Here is a 17,220-nt window from a genome sequence, read left to right as displayed (position 1 = left end):
CGCAGGCTCAGCGAGCGGCCCAGCTGATGCTCTTGGTCTGGAGGAATTCGTCGAGCCCGAACTCGCCCCATTCGCGGCCCACGCCGCTGCGCTTGTACCCGCCGAACGCGATGCGCGGATTCACCCCGCCGCTGCTGCTGTTGATCGACACCCCGCCGGTGCGGATCTCGCAGGCCATCGAGTAGGCCGTCGCGGTGTCGGCGCTCCAGATCGCGCCCGCCAGCCCGTACGGACTGTCGTTGGCGATCCGCACCGCCTCCGCGTCGCTCCGGGACTTGATGACCACGCCGACCGGTCCGAAGAACTCCTCCTGAGCGATGGCCATGGCATTGTCCACGCCGGTGAACAGGGTCGGCTGCACGAACCACCCGCGCTCCAATCCCGCGGGACGCCCTCCGCCGCAGACGATTTCGGCCCCTTCGGCCTCGCCGCGCCGGATCAGCGCCTCGACCTTGTTCCGCTGCGCCTCGGTGATGAGCGGGCCCATGGTGGTGTCCGCGTGCGCCGGATCGCCGACCCGGACCAGGCTCAGCGCCGCACGCAGCCGCTCGACGAATTCGTCGTGCCGGGATTCGTGCACGATCGTGCGGGTCAGCAGCGAGCAGCCCTGTCCGGCGTGCGCGGTCATCCCCATGAACGCGGCGCGCACCGCGCCGTCCAGATCCGCGTCCGCGCGCACGATGTTCACCGATTTGCCGCCGAGTTCGAGCACGACCTTCTTGATCGAATCGGCGGCCTGGCTGTAGACCATCCGGCCCACGGTGTCCGATCCGGTGAAGCTGACCAGGTCGACCATCGGATTCGTGGTCAGTTCGCGGCCCGCCTCGATATCGCCGGTGACGATGTTGAGCACGCCCGGCGGCAGGTCCGCGGCCTCGGCGAAGTCGGCGAGCAGCAGGGACTCCAGCGGCGTGGCCGGGGCGGGTTTGAGCACCGCGGTGCATCCGGCCGCGAGCGCCGGGATCACCTTCATCATGCTCAGGAAGAACGGGAAGTTGTAGGCGGCGATCAGGGCGCAGACGCCGTACGGTTCGCGCCGCAGCACTCCCTGGCCGATGCCCGCGCCGGGGGTGATGGTGGGATCCATCGGACGTTCCCAACGGAACGCCGGCATCACCCGTTCGGCCATATCTCGCAAGTGCGCCAACGGAACTCGCGTCTGCAACGTCTCGGCGAGACCGCGCACCGAGCCCGCCTCGGCGATGTTCAGATCGATCAGTTCCGGGAGCCGGCGCTCGATCTCGTCGGCCATCCGCAGCAGTACCGCGGCGCGCTCGGCGGGACGCATCCGGGGCCAGGGGCCCTCGTCGAATGCCGTGCGGGCGGCGGCGATGGCGCGCCGGACATCGGCCGAACTCGATTGCGGGACTTCGGCAATGGTCTCCTCGGTGGCGGGGTTGCGGACGGTCACACGAGTGTCGGACTCGCCGTCGGTGCGACGTCCGTCGATGTAGAGCTGTGCAGAGAACGAGTAGGCCGCGGTCATAAGCCCTCCTGATGCCGAGCTGGTGCCGCACGCCTGGCGGTCCCAATTTAAGTATCCTGAATACTCGCTCACGGTTGGCGGCGTGTCGTTTTTCCACTGGATGGGATGACGGTTTGTGGTCTGAGCCACAGATAGCTTGTTATTCCGGTTACGCATTCACCTCGCCGGGTGGCGGTGATGCGGTTCCTCCCCTAGGCACGGCTCGACTCCCCGGCGCATCGTGCGAGGTCCGGCGTGCTCTGTCCCGAAAGACTCGATCATGAGCCCTGATACGCCCTCCGGCACGTCGTCCGCGGAACAATCCTGGACGCCGCGGCTGATCTTCTCCCTCGCATCCATCGTGCTGCTGCTCGAGATGCTCACCCTCAGCTATCTGATGATCTCGATGTCGCTACCGTCGATCTCCGCGCACTTCCACACCGCGCAGGGCGCCTGGTTGCTGACGGTATTCCTGCTGGTGGGTGCGGTATCGAGTCCACTGCTGGGCAAGCTCGGCGATCTGTACGGCAAGCGCAAGGTGATGCTCGGCTGCATCGCCATGTCCGCGATCGGGTCGCTGCTGTGCGCGCTCGCGGCCAATTTCGCGATGATGCTGGTGGGTCGCGCGCTCGCCGGATTCCTGCCGCCGTGTGTCTTCCTGGGCTACTCGCTGATCCGGGATGTGTTCCCGCCCAAGGTGATCGGCCTCGCGGTCAGCATCGCGACCAGTGGGCTGGGCCTGATCGCGATCCCCGCGCCGTTCTTCGCCGGATGGTTGATCGACAACTCCGGATTCCGCGGCATCTTCTGGGTGCTCGCAGCGGGATCGGTGCTGTTCGGCTGCATGATCGCGGCGAGCACCGAGGAGTCGAGTGTGCGGGTGCGTTCACGGATCGACGTCCTGGGTGCGGTGCTGCTCGGCGCGGGAATCGGCGGGGTGTTCGTCGCGTTGAGCCTCGGGCCGAGTTGGGGCTGGTCCGCGACCTCGACCCTGGTGTACCTGTTCGGGGGGCTCGTGCTGATCATCGCCTGGGCGGTGTCGGCGGGCATGATTCGCGAGCCGCTGCTGGAGTTGCGGGTGCTGCGTCGGCGGCCGATCCTGCTGATCACGTTGTCCTCGGCGTGCTGTTACGGCTGCGCCACGACATTGGCGCTGCTGCTGCCGATGATGATCATGACACCCGGGGCGCTCGGCCTCGGATACGGATTCGGTGTCAGCGCAAAGGGTTACGCGCTCTACCAGACGCCGTTCGGGTTGATGGTGGTGGTCGGCGGCGCGCTCGTCGGGGTGCTGATGGGCCGCCGGGTGCGCCCGCGCCCGCTGCTGTTGCTCGGGGCGCTGCTGTTGGCTGCCGCCTTCGCCCTGGTCGCGTTCGAACATCATGATCGGTTGCTGCTCTTGGTTTTCAGCGCGATGGCCGGTACGGGAACCGGATTCGCCTACGGCGCCACGCCCAACCTGCTGATCGAGGCCGTGCCGCCGCAGTTGCAGGCCAGTACCGCGAGCGTTGTCAACGTCGCGCAGAGCGTGATGTCCGCGGCCCTGCCGGTGATCGCGTTCGCGGTGCTGAACAACTCCTTCATCGCTACCCTGCCGGGCGGCTCACACGGCGCAATCCTGTACACGGAGAAGGGATTTCAGGTCGCCTTCCTGATCGGCGCGGCGGCGGGGGTGATCGGTGCGGTCCTGGCGCTGGCGTTGCCGCGCCGGATCCAGCAGATCGTGGTGTCCGATGCGGGTGAGGTCGAAGGGACGGCTTCGGTGGTCGCGCACTGATCGGGTGGGGATCGGCTGCTTGCGGCGGTCGGTCCCCGTTCATTCCTGGGCGATGCGGGCCCGTGTGCTGCCGAGAGTCCTTGCCGCCACGGCGTTTTCGGCCGGTTCTCTGATGGACAGGCGCTGCCCATCGTGTTCTCGGGCCCTGGTGGGTTCGATCCATGGGCCGATGTCGCGGCGGGTGGCGATCCAGCAGGAGACCTGTTCGGTGTACTGGCCATATGCGGACAATCCGTCGCAGGCGATCTTCGCCGCGTCGGCGGGGTCGATGTCCAGGGACAATTGGAATCGGGTGTGGTGCGGTTCGTCGGCCGCGGTGAACCGGGTTGCCAGCGCGGCGTCGATGACTCCGGCCCTGGCTGCCGCGCGGAAGGCGGCCGTGGTGGTGGGCGGGGGATCGCTCAGGAAAGCGGCGGCGGTCTGCGTGTTGATCTCGAATGCCAGGTCGTGCAGGAGCGTGAGGATTCGTTCGGCGACCAAGCCGATCTGCGGAATGCCTTCCAGGCGAACGCCGTTCACCGGTCCCAGCGATTCGAGTTGCCCGATCGACTTGCGCATCGTGATCAGTTTGTTGGCAACGGATTCCTGCTTCGGAAACGTGGTCACGGCTGCTGTCCTCCGGGTCGGGCCGCTGGTAGAGGCGAATGATCCCATCGCGGCAAACCCGCGGCCACCGCACTTTCCGCAGAACGGGATGGCCGGTGGACGCGGACGCCCGGCCGATGGATGGTTGGCGGGCACCCCGGGTTCTCCGGCGGACGAGGGCATTCGGCCGCGTCGCCACCCGGCCGGAAAAGGATGTTCGATGCGAACCCTCAGCGATCTGTTCCGCAATTTCCTGCAACTCGGCTACGTCACCGACGATATCGACGCGGCCGCCGCATACCTCGAAACCACCCTCGGCACCGTGACCTGCGTCAAGCACTACCGCTCCGAGTTGGGCGGCGGCCTACCGCCCTCGGCCGGTGGTGAGCCCGGCGCGAGTTTCGTCGTGGTGGACGGAAAACCCGCGCAGGAGTGGACGATCGACGTAGCCCTGGTCAATGCCGGCCCGACGAACGTGGAGATCATCCGCCCCGTCGGCGGCGCAGTCGACCTCTACCGCGGCGCGGTGCGCCCCGGCATCCCGGCCACCCTGCACCACCTGGGTTTCGTAGTGGACGATTTCGACGAGGTCGACGCAGTCGCCACCGCCGCAGGCAAATCCTGGTCCCAATACGGCCGCAGCGGCGGAATCCGCTTCGGCTACGTCGACCTCCGCGCCGAACTCGGCCACTTCGTAGAGGTGATGGAACTCGACGAAGCAAGCGCCAACGGCTTCACCCAACTAGAGATCGCCTCGAACGCCGATCGGGACTGACCGGCATTCGCTCCCGGCATCTCAGGCGAGGAGTTCGTCGAGGGTGGAGGCGGTCAGGATTCGCGTCACCCACGTGTTGATCTGCGTCGAGCCAGCGGATTTGACCCGTTCGACCGTGGTGGTGGGTAGTGTCCCGAACTTCGTGGTCATCAGCTCGAGCAGAACCTTCGTACGCCCCTTCGCTTCGCCAAGTGCTTCGCCTTTGGCGATGCCACGTGCTTCGCCACGTGCTTCGATGCGGTCTGCGGTGGTCACGATTGCCTCCTTGCCGTGTGGGCCCAGCTTCTCGAACACCCTCGCCAACTCCGACTCCGGGGTATTGCCGACGGTGACCAGGTAGGTCAGCGTTACGATCATGTCACCGAGGGGGTCGGGGCCGTCGTTGAGGGTTTCGAGGTCGTCGAGCATTTCCATCATAATCGTGCCCAGGTTGGTATTGCCGGGGGCGGCACGCAGGAGGGTCAGTGTCAACCGCACTGCCGGGGGCAGCGCGCTGGTCTGGATTTGGCTCACGTCCTGGGTTGCGACGTCGTCCAGGATGAATTCCATGCGGGCCAGGTGTGGACCGAGGGCCGCCCGCGTCGCGGGGTCGATGTCGTAGAGGTCGGCCAGTTCGGTCGGTGCGGTCGTCGGCCAGGTGGTGCCGTCGCTGTTGACGTGCAGGACGACGGGGATCACCACCGGCAGTGTGGTGGCTTTCGGGACTGTGTCGGGGTTGAGGGTGTTGGCTCTGCGGTTGTCGGCGAGGTATCCACTCCAGAGCCGGACGGTGTACTCGAGCAGTCGGAACGCCATGAACCGATCCGAGCTCGACTGGTGCTCCAGCAGGCAGTTGATGTAACCGGGGCGGCCGCTTATGCGAGTGCGGAAGACCAGGTCGCTGACCCGGTTCCGTAGCTCGGGGTCTACGAAATTGCTGGGGACGAGTTCCAGGTTGTCCCAGTCGATTTCGGCGGCGACTGCGGGTGGGAGGTTCGGGCGGATGATCGCGGCGGCGTTCTGCGGTCGGTTCAACATCCAACGGGCAAGGGAATCATGGGGATTGGACCTCTTCCGGGTCATGGAACCGGACAGTACACACCATCGGCGGAACATTCAAATAGGTTCTGCCACAACATATTCCAGTACGGAAAGCGTATTCCGTACTGGAATGAAGAAACCGTCCATTCGAACCGGTGGCGGGAAAAGAATTTCGCCGCGTTCGTGGTTCGGTCGGGGCGGCTCAGCCGTGGTCGGTCGAATGTCCTGGGAACAGTGGGAGATTCGGGTCCAGGATGACGGCGGCGTTGTTCACCGCGGTGGCGACTTCGCCGAAGCCGACCGACATCAGTTTCACCTTGCCGGGGTAGGAGGTGACATCGCCCGCGGCGTAGACGCGGTCCAGGGTGGTGCGCATGCGGGTGTCGACCGTGATTGTCCTGCGGTCCAACCGCATTCCCCATTCGGTCAGCGGGCCGAGGTTGCTGATGAAGCCCAGTGCGGCGACGACCGCGTCGACCTTGTGCACACGCGGTTGATCCTCGCCGTCGACCCGGACGTGCGCCTCGCGTAGGCGCTCGTCGCCGAGCAGGGCGATGACCTGGGCGTCGGTGATGATTTCCGCGCCGCAATCGTACATCTCGCGCACGCTCGCCGCGTGTGCCCGGAACTGGCCGCGCCGGTGCACGAGGGTCACCGAGCGGGCGATGGGGGCCAGCGCGAGCGTCCAGTCGACCGCGCTGTCGCCGCCGCCGACGACCAGGACGTCCTGATCGGCGTAATCATCAAGTGCCGGAACGAAATAGCTCAGTCCGCGGCCGAGGAATTCCTCCCCGGCGGGCAGTGTGCGCGGGGTGAATGTGCCGATTCCGGCGGTCACCACGACCGCGCCCGCATCAATCACCGTCTCATCGGAGAGAGTGACCTGCGGACGTCCGTCGGCGAAGCCCAGCGCGACCGCTTCCCGGCCCAGCACATACTCGGTGTCGAACGAATCCGCTTGCGCCTTCAGCGAATTCACGACTTCACGACCGCGCGCCCCGGGCACCGCCGCGATATCGCGAATCTGTTTCTCCGGATACAACGCGGTGATCTGGCCGCCGCATTCGGGCAGCGCGTCGACCAGCACGGTGCGCAGTCCGCGGAATCCCGCGCAGTAGGCCCCGTAGAGACCGACCGGCCCGGCGCCGACGATGAGAATGTCGGTGGACATGGTGATGGCCACGGATGCGACCTCCTGAATCAGGGGATGGAACAGTACTGCGACGTGGCGGAGCCTATGACCGCCCCGATCGCGTACCCGGCGGTTTTCCGCCTGATGGGACGGCCGGATCACCGGATCGACGGCCTCGAACGATCGTTCCCGTCCTGCGGGAGGGGGCGGGCGCGGCGGTGACCGGTGGCGGACAGTCGGCACAGACCCCGATCACGGTGCCCCCGCTGTGATCCCGAGCGACCGGCGGCCCGCTACAGCCTGGCCGAGAGCCGCCGAGTCCTCGCGGCGTCTCGTCACCTGGAAGGGCATGAATTCATGAGCGACGAAGTAAGAGTCTGGATCGACCAGAAACTCTGCACCGGCGACGGTCTGTGCACCCAGTACGCACCGGACGTATTCCAGTTCGGCGACGACGGGCTGGCCTACGTCAAGCAGTCGGCCGACGCGGATCTGCTGAAATCCGAAGGCGCACAGGCCGATGTGCCGGACAGCCTGCGCCTGGACGTGGTCGACGCCGCGGACGGCTGCCCCGGCAATTGCATTCACGTGGTGCGTCGCACCGACGGCGTCGAGGTCGCCGGCCCCGACGCGGACTGACAGCCCACAGTCCGCGCGTTACTCGTTGAGGAGTTGATTCGAATGTCCGTGGTGCTCGAACCCGGGAAGGCCGGAAAGCTGACCGGGACCACCCCCTGGTTCACGGGAGATGTTGCCGCCGAACGGGTTCCGGAGAAATACCGGCTGGACCGAGCGTTCGTGCCCAAGGCGCGGTACCTCGATCCGGAGTTCCTGCAACTGGAACTCGACAAACTGTTCACCCGCACCTGGTTGATGGCGTGCCGCCTGGAGGAATTGGCGGGTGTCGGATCGTATGTGGAATACGAGATCGGCGCGCACTCCATCCTGATCGTGCGCGAGTCCAAGGATTCGGTGCAGGCGTATTTCAACGCGTGCCGGCACCGCGGCACCCGCCTGGCCAAGGATCGCGGCCGGGTCGGCTCGATCATCTGCCCGTTCCACGGCTGGCGATGGAATCTGGACGGGTCCATCCGGCTGGTGCTCGATCGCGAGGAGTTCGTCCCGCGTTCGGACGACGACCTGGGCCTGGTCAAGGTGCGCACCGAGACGTGGGCCGGTTTCGTGTTCATCAACATGGACCCGAACGCCGTGCCGCTGCTGGAATACCTCGACCCGATCCCGCGGATATTCGAGCCCTTCCACTACGAGAACATGCGCATCCGGTGGCAGAAGGGAATCATCCTGCCCTGCAACTGGAAAACGGCGCTGGACGGATTCCTGGAGGCGTATCACGTCGCCGGGACGCATCCGCAGCTGTTCCGCCTGGACAAGTCGAACGACAACCTGCTGTCGATGAAGGAACTCGAGAACCGGGTCTGGTCGCCGACCACGACTTACGAACGGCACGCGCACTATTCGAGCCTCGGCCAGAAGAAGAGCGAGACCACCGAGGACAACGCCACCAAGGATCCGCTCAAGCGGACCACCGAGGGGCAGATCGATCCGCGCGAGGCGTTCGCGTTGAGTGTGCAGTACATCTTCGACGATATGGGCGGGCTGGAGAACGAGCGCAGCTGGCGTGCCGCGGAGCAGCTCAAGACCACCGACCTGCCCGAGGGGATGACGCCCGGCGACCTGTTCATGCAGCTCTATCAGGATCTGGTGATCTCGGAAGGCTATGCGTGGCAGGACATCTCGCCACAGCAGTGGTCCGAGGCGGGCACCGCGTGGAACGTCTTCCCGAATACGATTCTGCTGCCCAACCAGGGCTCGTCGTTCATGTATCGCGCCCGGCCCAACGGCTCGGATCCGGACAGCTGCCTGTTCGAGATCTTCGCGCTGGATCAGGTCGCGATCGCCGACTACGACAAGAAGCATCAGCACACCCCGCAGATCTTCGAGGACTATCACGACGCCGCCCTCGGCCAGGTGTTCAACCAGGACATGGCCAACGCCAAGGAGGTGACCGTGGGCATGCATTCGCCCAGCTTCGACGGGCATCGCCTGAGCGAGGCGCAGGAGATGACGATCTACAACCACCACCGGGTCGCCGACCGGTTCATCTGGGCGGATCGTGATGCCTGACCAACGTGGCGCCTGGGACGAGGTGTTCGACGTCGTCGTGGTCGGCAGTGGCGGCGGGGCGTTGACCGCCGCGCTGCTGGCCCGGCACGGCGGTGCGAGCGTGCTGGTCGTGGAGAAGGACCGGTACATCGGCGGGACCACCGCGGTATCCGGCGGCGATATGTGGATTCCGAACAATCGCTTTGTCGCGGAACGGGATTCGCGTGAGGACGCGCTCGCGTACATCCACCGGTTGTCGGACGGGCGGGAGTCGGATCCGTCGCTGGTCGAGGTCTACGTCGACACCGCGCCCGAGGCGCACGCGTTCCTCGAGGCGCACACCGGATACCGATCCGAGCCGCACATCTCGCTGGACGACTACTACTCGGTCATCGGGGATCGCATTCCCGGCGTGCGGCCCTTCCCGCGCACGGTCGCGGTCAAGCCCTACCCGGCGGGCGCGGAACTGGGCGAACTCGCGGAGTTGATCAACAAGGGGCCTTGGGTGCCGCCGTGCGAGGTCAGCTTTCCCGAGCAGCGGCGCGGTGAGGTCGGGCCGGAGGAATTGGCCCAGCGGGAGCGAGAGGGCTGGCGCGCCAAGGGCGGTGGCCTGATCGCGCCGCTGTTCAAGGCGCTGTTGGATCTGGGCGTGGAAGTCCGAACCAGCACTCCCGCAGTCGAATTGGTCACCGACGAGCAGCGGGCGGTGGTCGGCGTCGTCGTCGAGGACGCGCAGGGCCCGCGGCGGATCGGCGCGCGCAAGGGCGTCGTGCTGGCCTGCGGTGGTTTCGAGTGGAATCCGGAGATGGTCAAGACCTATCTCGGATACGAGGTCAAACCGATGACGCCGTGGTCCAACACCGGCGACGGGCATCTGATGGCGATGGAGGCCGGGGCCAAGCTGGGCTCGATGACGACCTTCTTCAGCTATGGGGTCATCTACGAGCCCTGGACGCTGGGCCGGGACGGAAATCCGTTGCCGCAGATGCTGATGGGGCTCGGCGCGGGTTCGATCCTGGTCAACAAACTCGGTCGCCGGTTCATGCACGGCGGGTACACCTACAACGACTTCTCGCATCCCTTCGGGTTCTACGATCAGCGTTATCCGGGGTTCGTCAACAAGCCGCCGGCATGGGTGATCTTCGGCAAGCGGCATTTCGAACAGGGCGTCATGGGGTCCAAACCCGGGATCGAGATGAATCTGACCGGGGCCGACGGCCAGGCGCCGCCGGACTGGGTGGCCACGGCCGGATCGATCCGCGAGCTGGCCGAGAAGATCGGTGTCGATCCCGGCGAACTCGAGTCGACTGTCCAGCGGTACAACGGATTCGCCGAGAAGGGCGAGGATCCGGACTGGGGCGATCCCCAGCAGACCCACGTGCTGACCGGGCCCGAAACCGTTGAGCACCGGCCGATTCTCGGACCGCCGTACGGTGCGATCCAGCAGTGGCCGGGCACCATCGGGACCAGCGGCGGCTGCCGCATCGATGCCGACGCGCGCGTGCTGGGACATCGGGTGCCGGTCATCGATGGGCTCTACGCGGCCGGAAACACCTCGGCGTCGGTGTTGGGCGGGACCTATCCCGGCGGCGGCTCCTGTATCGGTCCGAGCGTGACGATGGGGTATCGCGCCGGGCGGCATGTCGCAGCTCGTGCCGCACGCGATATCGGCTGAGTGGTAACGGTATCGAGCGAATCGGTATCGAAATCGGCCCCGTGGCAATGTGATTGCTACGGGGCCGAGGTTTTTGTCGAGGGGCTGAACGGCTTTGGTTCGAGTCGTGTCGGTCGTGGGTCGCTGGTGAGCGGGTTCCTACCGGTGCACCCAGCCGAAGTCGTGCCACACGGTCTGCAACTGGGTGACCGGCACCTGCCAGGTCTCGATGTAGGTGACGCCCTCGGGGCCCGCGGTCATCGTGTACGGCGTGCCCGCGCGGCTCAGGAATACATCGCCCGGTTTCACGACGACGGTTTGCACATCGTCGGGATAACCGAATTCGATGTGGTATTCGCCCGCGAAGACGAACAGCATCTCATCGATATTGTGGTGGTGCCGCGGCACGGTGAAGTGGGGGCGCACCCGCAAAGGGTTGCGATTGAATCGCGGAACATCGATCGGCTTGGTGGTCACCCACATTCCGCCGTCGAATGTCGCCGCGAAATCCACGGGGGCGTCGGCCAGCAGTCCGCCGCCCTGCCACAGATAGGACGGAGTGTTCTGCTGATTCAGGTCCATCGGGACCCAATCCGAATCCGCTACGAGATCGCCGAAAATGAGAGTCACAGCGCCGACGGTACGTCCGAGGCCGGGTGCTACGACCTGGAGTTTTCCGTTCGCTGGGACATCGAACCCGCCGATCTGTGGTCCCGGACACATTCCCGTCCAGTGAAATCCGCTGATGACACACCGCGCGACAATTCGGGAGAGTTCGAGCATGACCACCGCTTTCGGAATCGAATACTTCACCCTGCTGTCCGACGACGGCTGGATGGACATGCCGCTCGACATCATGCCCTCGTACCTGTGGGCCGACGGCGGACTCCTCGCCGACGCTCCCGTCGATTTCGCCGCAACCTTCGGCGGCAATATGCAGCTCTGCACGAAGGTCGACCCGACCTTCAACCTCAACGGCCTGCGCTGCGTCCCCAATTTCGCCGTCCCCCGCCACCACCACAACCTCGACGAGTTGATCATCGTATTCAAGGGCGAATTCCACGTGGCCTGGGGCGAGAACGGCGAAGAAGGCAGCCGCACCATCGGCCCCGGCGAATTCTGGATCAGCACCGCCGGCACCCCCTACCTCATGACCGCAGGCCCCGAGGGCGTCACCTACATCGAAACCTGGCCCTCCCCGATGGCCGAACTCGAAACGTACTGGCACGACGCGGGCTGGGTACACCGCTGAGGTCGGACGCGCAGTCTGCGAGGGGATCGACTCCGAACCGGCCCGAGGGCAGAGTCCACTGCCGCGTCGTCGGTAAGTTTCGCGGGCGCGCGGGGGCGCGCCCGCGAGGAGTTTCATGGCCTCGTGGTGTCCTCGAGTAGGGCGAGGCTGGAGTGGGCGTAGGCGGCTCGGCGCTTGGGGCTGACGAGATATGAAGGGGGTGCGAGGTATCCGAGGTCGTGGGGGAGGTTCGCGGCTCGGCGGGTGAGGGTGGCGCGGGCCTCGGTTGTGGTGCCGCAGATGGCGATTCGGGTGAGCATGTCGTCGGTGACCGCGTTGGTCATGGCTTTGGTGTCGCCGGTGCGGAAGGCCGCGCGGAGTTGGGCGACGGGTTCCTGCCAGCCGTGGTGGGCGACGAACGGGTCGTAGGTTTTCACCGTGAGGTAGAAGGCGATCATGCGGCGGGCGTCGGCGATTGCGCGCTCGGGGGCCGCGTCGTCCACGGCGGTGATGATCCATCCGTGTTCCAGCGGGGTTCTCTCGTGACCGCCCTGCTGGGTGCCGAGAGTGGTTGCGGGGCGGATGATTTCGTTCCACCAGGAGTCGGTGAACAGGCCGTGGCCGATGATGCCGTCACCGACGCGGGCGGCGGTGGCGGCCATGCGCGGGTTGAATCCGGCCAGTAGGACCGGGATGTCGAGGCGGCCCAGCACCGGTGCCCGGACATCGGCGTCGATGTGCTGGAATTCGCCTGTGTACCTGATCTTTTCGCCGTTCTCCGCGTGCAGCCAGGCGCGCACGGCCTCGGCGGTTTCGGCGATGCGGGCCATCGGGCGGTCGGCGGAGACGCCGAACCAGTCGCGGTTGATGCGGTAGGCCGCGGTGCCCAGGCCGAGGAACAGGCGGCCGGGGGCCTGCGCGTGCAGCTGGCGCATCGCGGTGGCATGGGCGTACGGGGTGCGGGCGAAGGCGTAGGCGATGGCGGGGCCGAGCATGGCGTGCTCGGTGTTCGCGACCATCTCGGCGAGGTTCAGGTAGGCGTCGTGGTCGACGAAATCGCCGGTGACGAAGGCCGCGATCCCGGCCTGTTCCGCCTCGCGGGCGACCTCGCGGCCCGGCCAGGACATCCCGAATCTCATCGCAGGGTCCAATTCGGGCGGGCCACGGTGGCGCGATCGACCTCGGCCTTACCGATCGGATTGCCGATCTGGGTGTACGACAGGCCGGTGCGCAGGGCGTGGGATCGGGTGGCGTCCAAGGACTCCCAGATCGCGCGGACCGTACCCTGAATGGCGGCAGCGGGTTTGGCCGCGATGATCCGGGCCAGTTCGTTCGCACGGTCCCACAGTTGTTCGCGCGGAAGAACTTCGCTGACCATGCCGATCTGCATCGCGCGCTCGGCCGAGACCCGTTCGTCCAGGCCCAGCAGCGCGATGCGCAACGTCTCACCCAGCGGGATGCGCCGGGCCAGGCCGATCGGCTCCAGGGCGGCGGTCAGGCCGTAGCTCACGTGCGGGTCGAAGAAGGTCGCGTCCTGGGAGCAGATGATGATGTCGGCCTCGTTGAGCCAGTAGAACGCGCCGCCCGCGGCCATCCCCTGCACCGCGCAGATCACCGGCTTCCAGACCTGATTCAGCTTGGGGGACAAGCGTTCTCCGGGATCGGTCTGCGACCAGACGTTCTCCTGGCGATCGAAACCCTGCTTGACGTCCATGCCGGTGCTGAACGCCCGATCACCCGCGGCGCGCAGCACCACGACGTGGATGTCGTCATCCTCGCGCACGCGCTGCCAGATCTGCGTGAACTCCTCCAGCATCGTCTGGTTGAAGCTGTTCATCGCTTCGGGCCGGTTCAAAGTGATCGTGGCGATGTGCTCGGCCACCTCGAACAGCACGGTTGTCGGATCCATTCGGAAACTCCCTCGTCGGCAGACTCATTCAGTGTAATAAATTAGGGTTACCGGAGGTGGTTCGGCAACGTGTCCCCATCCCGATGGAAGGCGCTGCTGGCATGGTAGATGCCCCGGGTCGAGCTGTCCCGCAGAATGAAAGATCCTGCTCGAGTGAGTGAAAATCGTATACTCTTCTCCGGGTGAACGTCTCTATGTTGCTGGACATGGCCGCCGACGGATTCGGTGACCGGCCGGTGGTCGGTCGGGGCGGGGACGGCCTGACGCCGGTCCGGCTCCGTGAACTCGCCGCCGGCGGGGCGCGCCTGATTCGGGACAGCGATGCCGATTCGGTGGTCTATCTGGCCGTCAACGGCCCGGCCTTCCACGTCGCACTGTTCGCCGCCGCCCGCGCGGGGGTGCCGCTGGTCCCGGTCAACTACCGGCTGGGTGCCGGGCAGCTGGCCGCGTTGCTGTCGAATCATCCGCGGGCACTGGGTATTTGCGATCCGGAGCAGGCGAGTGCGTTGCGCGCGGCGGGATTGAGCGTGCGCAGCCCGGCCGAGTGGCTCACCGACGCGGCGGATGCCGATGGCAGCGGTGATCCGGTGGAATCCGACGCCCCGGCCGTGCTGATCTACACCAGCGGCACCACCTCCGCCCCGAAGGGAGTCGTGCTGCGACACCACAATCTGGTGTCGTACGTGCTGGGCACCGTGGAATTCGCCGGTGCGCAGCAGGACGAGGCCGCGCTGATGAGCGTGCCGCCCTATCACATCGCCGCGGTGTCGAATGTGCTCTCGAACCTCTACTCCGGGCGTCGAGTGCTCACCCTCGAGCAGTTCACCCCCGAGGGCTGGCTGGACCTGGTGCGTTCGGAGCGGGTCACCAACGCGATGGTGGTGCCGACGATGCTCGCCCGAATCATGGACGCCCCCAACCTTTCTCGATCCGCACCCGCTCTGCGCACCCTGGCCTACGGTGGTGCGCGCATGCCGCTGCGGGTGATCGAGACCGCGCTGCGGGAATGGCCGCACGTCGAATTCGTCAATGCCTACGGCCTGACCGAAACCTCCTCGACCATCGCGGTACTCGGCCCCGATGAGCACCGGACCGCGCTCACCAGCGAGGATCCGGCGGTGCGCGCCCGCCTCGGCTCGGCCGGACGGCCGGTGCCCGGCATCGAACTCGAGATCCGGGACGAGCTGGACGCGGCCACCGAGCCGGGTGTTTCCGGCCGCATATGGGTTCGGGGAGAACAGGTTTCGGGCGAATACGCCGGACAGGGCAGCGCCACCGACGACGACGGCTGGTTCGACACCCGCGACCACGGCCACCTGGACGCCGACGGCTACCTGTTCGTGGAGGGCCGCGCCGACGACACGATCATCCGCGGCGCGGAGAACATCGCCCCGGCCGAGATCGAGGATGTGCTGCTGCGTCATCCGGACGTGCTGGACGCGGTGGTGATCGGGGTCCCCGACGAGGAATGGGGTCAGCGCATCGAAGCGGTCGTGGTGCCCCGCGACGGTTCCGCGCCGGACCCGGACGGACTGCGCGCCGAGGTGCGAAAAGCCTTGCGCGGCTCCAGAACCCCCGATCGCATCAACTTCTGGCCGGAACTCCCGCGCACGGTCACAGGCAAACTGGTCCGCCGCGACATCGTCGCCACCCTCACCGCCGAGCGCCCGTAACCCAGGAGACGACCATGAGCACCACCAGCGACAACAATCCGGCTGAACCACACTCGGTCGGCTCTCGTGCATCGCATCCGGACGGGTCCAGGGGGCTGCGTCCGGACGCTGCTGCGGCCTCGCGCCCCGACGATGCTGCTTCACGTTCGGGGACGTCGGGTTCGGATGGCGGTGTCGGGCTGCCTGTGGTCGGCTCTCCGGTGGTGCGCCCGATTCCGCAACCCACGCTGGCGACGGCGGAGTTCTGGGCGTCCGGGGCGGACGGTGTGCTGCGCATCGGGCGTTGCGGCGAATGCGAGGCGTATACGCATCCGCCGCTGCCGCGGTGCCGGGTGTGTAGTAGCGCCGATATTTCCGCGGCGGCTGTGTCCGGACATGGTGTGGTGCTTGGGTTTACGGTGAACCACCAGCAGTGGCTGCCCGAGTTTCCGCCGACGTACGTGGTCGCGATCGTGGCACTGGCCGAGGACGACGGGGCGCGGCTCACGACGAATATCGTGCACTGCGCGGTCGAGGACGTGTATGTCGGTATGCCGGTGCGCGTGCTGTTCGAGCGGTGTGGGCCCGAGACCGAGGAGATCTATCTGCCGCTGTTCGAGCCCGATCCGGATCGGTTGGGGGAGAAGGCTTCTCTGCCCGAGCCGCGCGAAATCGACTCTGCGTTGCGGCCGATGGCCTCGATGTCGAAATTCGAGGATCGGGTCGCGTTGACCGGCGTCGGTCAGTCGCGGGTGGGACGTCGGCTGCTGGTCGATCCGCTGTCGTTGACCGTCGAGGCGTGCCAGCGGGCTGTCGAGGACGCCGGGCTCACCTTCGACGAGATCGACGGTCTCTCAACGTATCCGGGACGCAGCGGTCCGCCGGGAATGTCCGAGGGCGGGATCGTGCCGCTGGCCGAGGCCTTGCAGTTGCGGCCCACCTGGATCAACGCCGTGGGTGACACTCCGGGGCAGACCGGCGCGGTCATCGCGGCCATGCTGGCGGTGGCGTCCGGACTGTGCAAGCACGTGCTGTGCTTCCATACCTCTTGGGAGTCTTCGCATTCCGCGTTGGTGCGGTCGGGCAGGTATGCCGCCGAATCGGGGCGGGCGATCGGGATGATGGCCGAGCGCGCACCGTTCGGCGCGACGTCCGCGGCGAACTGGATCGCCATGCAGGCCTCGCACTACTTCCACCGGTACGGTGCGGATCGTTCGATGCTGGCGGCGATCGCGGTCAACAGCCGGGCCAATGCCGCGCTCAATCCCGAAGCGGTGTACCGGGATTCGCTGACCGTGGACGATTACTTCGCCGCCAGAATGGTGTCGACACCGTTCGGGCTGTACGACTGCGATGTTCCGATGGACGGTGCGATCGCCGTGATCGTGTCGGCCGTGGAGACCGCCGCCGATCGGCCACGGCCGCCGGTCCTGGTCGACGCGGTCGGGATCCAGGTACTCGAGCGAATGAGTTGGGACCAGGACACTTTCACTCACGAACCGCAGACCCAGGGCCCCGCTCGGCACCTGTGGACCCGGACCTCGCTGACTCGCGACGATGTCGATCTCGCCCTGCTCTACGACGGATTCACCTTCAACGCAGTGTCCTGGCTCGAGGGCCTGGGCTTCTGCGAACCGGGCGGCGCGACCGAATTCATCGCCGGCGGAAAGGGAATCGCGCTCGACGGCCGTCTGCCGGTGAACCCGCACGGCGGGCAGCTCTCGGCCGGACGGCTGCACGGGTTCGGCCATCTGCGGGAGGCGATCCTGCAATTGCGCGGCGAGGGCGGGGAGCGTCAGGTGCGCGACGCGCGGGTGGCGGTGGTGACGACCGGTGGCGGCGCGCCCGGTGGCGCGATGCTGTTGCGCCGCAATTGATCTACCGACTCGAGAGTGC

At 66.5% G+C, this 17,220-nt stretch carries 15 protein-coding genes; 8 read left to right on the top strand and 7 right to left on the bottom strand.

The window, feature by feature from the left end:
• Nucleotides 1–7 precede the first annotated feature (7 nt).
• Entirely contained in the window at nt 8–1,486 is a 1,479-nt protein-coding gene (locus tag NRB20_RS22855; RefSeq protein WP_153412352.1) for an aldehyde dehydrogenase family protein, read from the bottom strand.
• Between the two features lie 259 nt (nt 1,487–1,745).
• Between NRB20_RS22855 and NRB20_RS22850 the strand changes: the two genes are divergently transcribed.
• Nucleotides 1,746–3,242 (top strand): MFS transporter, encoded by a 1,497-nt coding sequence (locus NRB20_RS22850; protein ID WP_153412350.1) that lies wholly within the window; start codon nt 1,746–1,748, stop codon nt 3,240–3,242.
• A gap of 39 nt (nt 3,243–3,281) precedes the next feature.
• On the opposite strand, the gene NRB20_RS22845 is transcribed toward NRB20_RS22850, so the two are convergent.
• Nucleotides 3,282–3,848, bottom strand: a complete 567-nt coding sequence (locus tag NRB20_RS22845) for a hypothetical protein (protein WP_153412348.1) — start codon at nt 3,846–3,848, stop codon at nt 3,282–3,284.
• Nucleotides 3,849–4,047: 199 nt separating this feature from the next.
• Between NRB20_RS22845 and NRB20_RS22840 the strand changes: the two genes are divergently transcribed.
• The gene (locus NRB20_RS22840; RefSeq protein ID WP_227833773.1) at nt 4,048–4,602 is read left to right on the top strand and encodes a VOC family protein; all 555 of its coding nucleotides are present in this window, start codon (nt 4,048–4,050) and stop codon (nt 4,600–4,602) included.
• 21 nt (nt 4,603–4,623) lie between these two features.
• Here the strand turns inward: NRB20_RS22840 and NRB20_RS22835 are convergent, their stop codons facing one another.
• The gene (locus NRB20_RS22835) at nt 4,624–5,664 is read right to left on the bottom strand and encodes an Rpn family recombination-promoting nuclease/putative transposase (RefSeq protein ID WP_194289970.1); all 1,041 of its coding nucleotides are present in this window, start codon (nt 5,662–5,664) and stop codon (nt 4,624–4,626) included.
• 160 nt (nt 5,665–5,824) lie between these two features.
• On the bottom strand, nt 5,825–6,805 hold the full coding sequence (locus tag NRB20_RS22830; RefSeq protein ID WP_319945282.1) for an NAD(P)/FAD-dependent oxidoreductase: 981 nt from the start codon (nt 6,803–6,805) through the stop codon (nt 5,825–5,827).
• Between the two features lie 306 nt (nt 6,806–7,111).
• On the opposite strand from NRB20_RS22830, the gene NRB20_RS22825 reads away from it, so the two are divergent.
• From NRB20_RS22825 to NRB20_RS22815, 3 genes are read left to right on the top strand one after another with little or no spacing between them, the layout of a single operon-like run.
• Entirely contained in the window at nt 7,112–7,393 is a 282-nt protein-coding gene (locus NRB20_RS22825; protein ID WP_153412344.1) for a ferredoxin, read from the top strand.
• A gap of 42 nt (nt 7,394–7,435) precedes the next feature.
• On the top strand, nt 7,436–8,899 hold the full coding sequence (locus tag NRB20_RS22820) for an aromatic ring-hydroxylating oxygenase subunit alpha (protein WP_153412342.1): 1,464 nt from the start codon (nt 7,436–7,438) through the stop codon (nt 8,897–8,899).
• Nucleotides 8,892–10,553 carry an FAD-dependent oxidoreductase gene (locus NRB20_RS22815; RefSeq protein WP_153412340.1) on the top strand — a complete coding sequence of 554 codons (1,662 nt, stop codon included), beginning with the start codon at nt 8,892–8,894 and terminating at the stop codon, nt 10,551–10,553. Before NRB20_RS22820 ends, NRB20_RS22815 begins: the two co-directional genes overlap by 8 nt.
• Nucleotides 10,554–10,691: 138 nt before the next feature.
• Here NRB20_RS22815 and NRB20_RS22810 read toward each other — a convergent pair whose 3' ends face one another.
• Complete coding sequence (locus NRB20_RS22810; RefSeq protein WP_319945281.1) at nt 10,692–11,162, bottom strand: cupin domain-containing protein; 471 nt, start codon at nt 11,160–11,162, stop codon at nt 10,692–10,694.
• Between the two features lie 151 nt (nt 11,163–11,313).
• Between NRB20_RS22810 and NRB20_RS22805 the strand changes: the two genes are divergently transcribed.
• A complete protein-coding gene (locus NRB20_RS22805; RefSeq protein ID WP_153412338.1) occupies nt 11,314–11,784 on the top strand; it encodes a cupin domain-containing protein in 471 nt (156 codons plus the stop codon).
• 113 nt (nt 11,785–11,897) lie between these two features.
• Here the strand turns inward: NRB20_RS22805 and NRB20_RS22800 are convergent, their stop codons facing one another.
• Nucleotides 11,898–12,902, bottom strand: a complete 1,005-nt coding sequence (locus NRB20_RS22800) for an LLM class flavin-dependent oxidoreductase (RefSeq protein WP_153412336.1) — start codon at nt 12,900–12,902, stop codon at nt 11,898–11,900.
• Nucleotides 12,899–13,672 carry an enoyl-CoA hydratase/isomerase family protein gene (locus NRB20_RS22795; RefSeq protein ID WP_153412334.1) on the bottom strand — a complete coding sequence of 258 codons (774 nt, stop codon included), beginning with the start codon at nt 13,670–13,672 and terminating at the stop codon, nt 12,899–12,901. Before NRB20_RS22795 ends, NRB20_RS22800 begins: the two co-directional genes overlap by 4 nt.
• Before the next feature lie 182 nt (nt 13,673–13,854).
• On the opposite strand from NRB20_RS22795, the gene NRB20_RS22790 reads away from it, so the two are divergent.
• The gene (locus tag NRB20_RS22790) at nt 13,855–15,345 is read left to right on the top strand and encodes a class I adenylate-forming enzyme family protein (protein ID WP_319945280.1); all 1,491 of its coding nucleotides are present in this window, start codon (nt 13,855–13,857) and stop codon (nt 15,343–15,345) included.
• Nucleotides 15,346–15,359: 14 nt separating this feature from the next.
• Nucleotides 15,360–17,201 (top strand): thiolase C-terminal domain-containing protein, encoded by a 1,842-nt coding sequence (locus tag NRB20_RS22785; RefSeq protein WP_153412332.1) that lies wholly within the window; start codon nt 15,360–15,362, stop codon nt 17,199–17,201.
• Nucleotides 17,202–17,220 lie beyond the last annotated feature (19 nt).

The organism is Nocardia macrotermitis (assembly GCF_009604405.1).
Lineage (GTDB): Bacteria > Actinomycetota > Actinomycetes > Mycobacteriales > Mycobacteriaceae > Nocardia > Nocardia macrotermitis.
The sequence above is the reverse complement of the archived record's forward strand: the minus strand, read 5'-3'. Positions and strand labels throughout refer to the sequence as shown.

Bases quoted from the DNA above. Each gene is read 5' to 3' on its own strand.
- NRB20_RS22855 (WP_153412352.1), bottom strand. From the start codon at position 1,486: ATGACCGCGGCCTACTCGTTCTCTGCACAGCTCTACATCGACGGACGT.
- NRB20_RS22850 (WP_153412350.1), top strand. From the start codon at position 1,746: ATGAGCCCTGATACGCCCTCCGGCACGTCGTCCGCGGAACAATCCTGG.
- NRB20_RS22840 (WP_227833773.1), top strand. From the start codon at position 4,048: ATGCGAACCCTCAGCGATCTGTTCCGCAATTTCCTGCAACTCGGCTAC.
- NRB20_RS22835 (WP_194289970.1), bottom strand. From the start codon at position 5,664: ATGACCCGGAAGAGGTCCAATCCCCATGATTCCCTTGCCCGTTGGATG.
- NRB20_RS22825 (WP_153412344.1), top strand. From the start codon at position 7,112: ATGAGCGACGAAGTAAGAGTCTGGATCGACCAGAAACTCTGCACCGGC.
- NRB20_RS22820 (WP_153412342.1), top strand. From the start codon at position 7,436: ATGTCCGTGGTGCTCGAACCCGGGAAGGCCGGAAAGCTGACCGGGACC.
- NRB20_RS22815 (WP_153412340.1), top strand. From the start codon at position 8,892: ATGCCTGACCAACGTGGCGCCTGGGACGAGGTGTTCGACGTCGTCGTG.
- NRB20_RS22805 (WP_153412338.1), top strand. From the start codon at position 11,314: ATGACCACCGCTTTCGGAATCGAATACTTCACCCTGCTGTCCGACGAC.
- NRB20_RS22800 (WP_153412336.1), bottom strand. From the start codon at position 12,902: ATGAGATTCGGGATGTCCTGGCCGGGCCGCGAGGTCGCCCGCGAGGCG.
- NRB20_RS22795 (WP_153412334.1), bottom strand. From the start codon at position 13,672: ATGGATCCGACAACCGTGCTGTTCGAGGTGGCCGAGCACATCGCCACG.
- NRB20_RS22785 (WP_153412332.1), top strand. From the start codon at position 15,360: ATGAGCACCACCAGCGACAACAATCCGGCTGAACCACACTCGGTCGGC.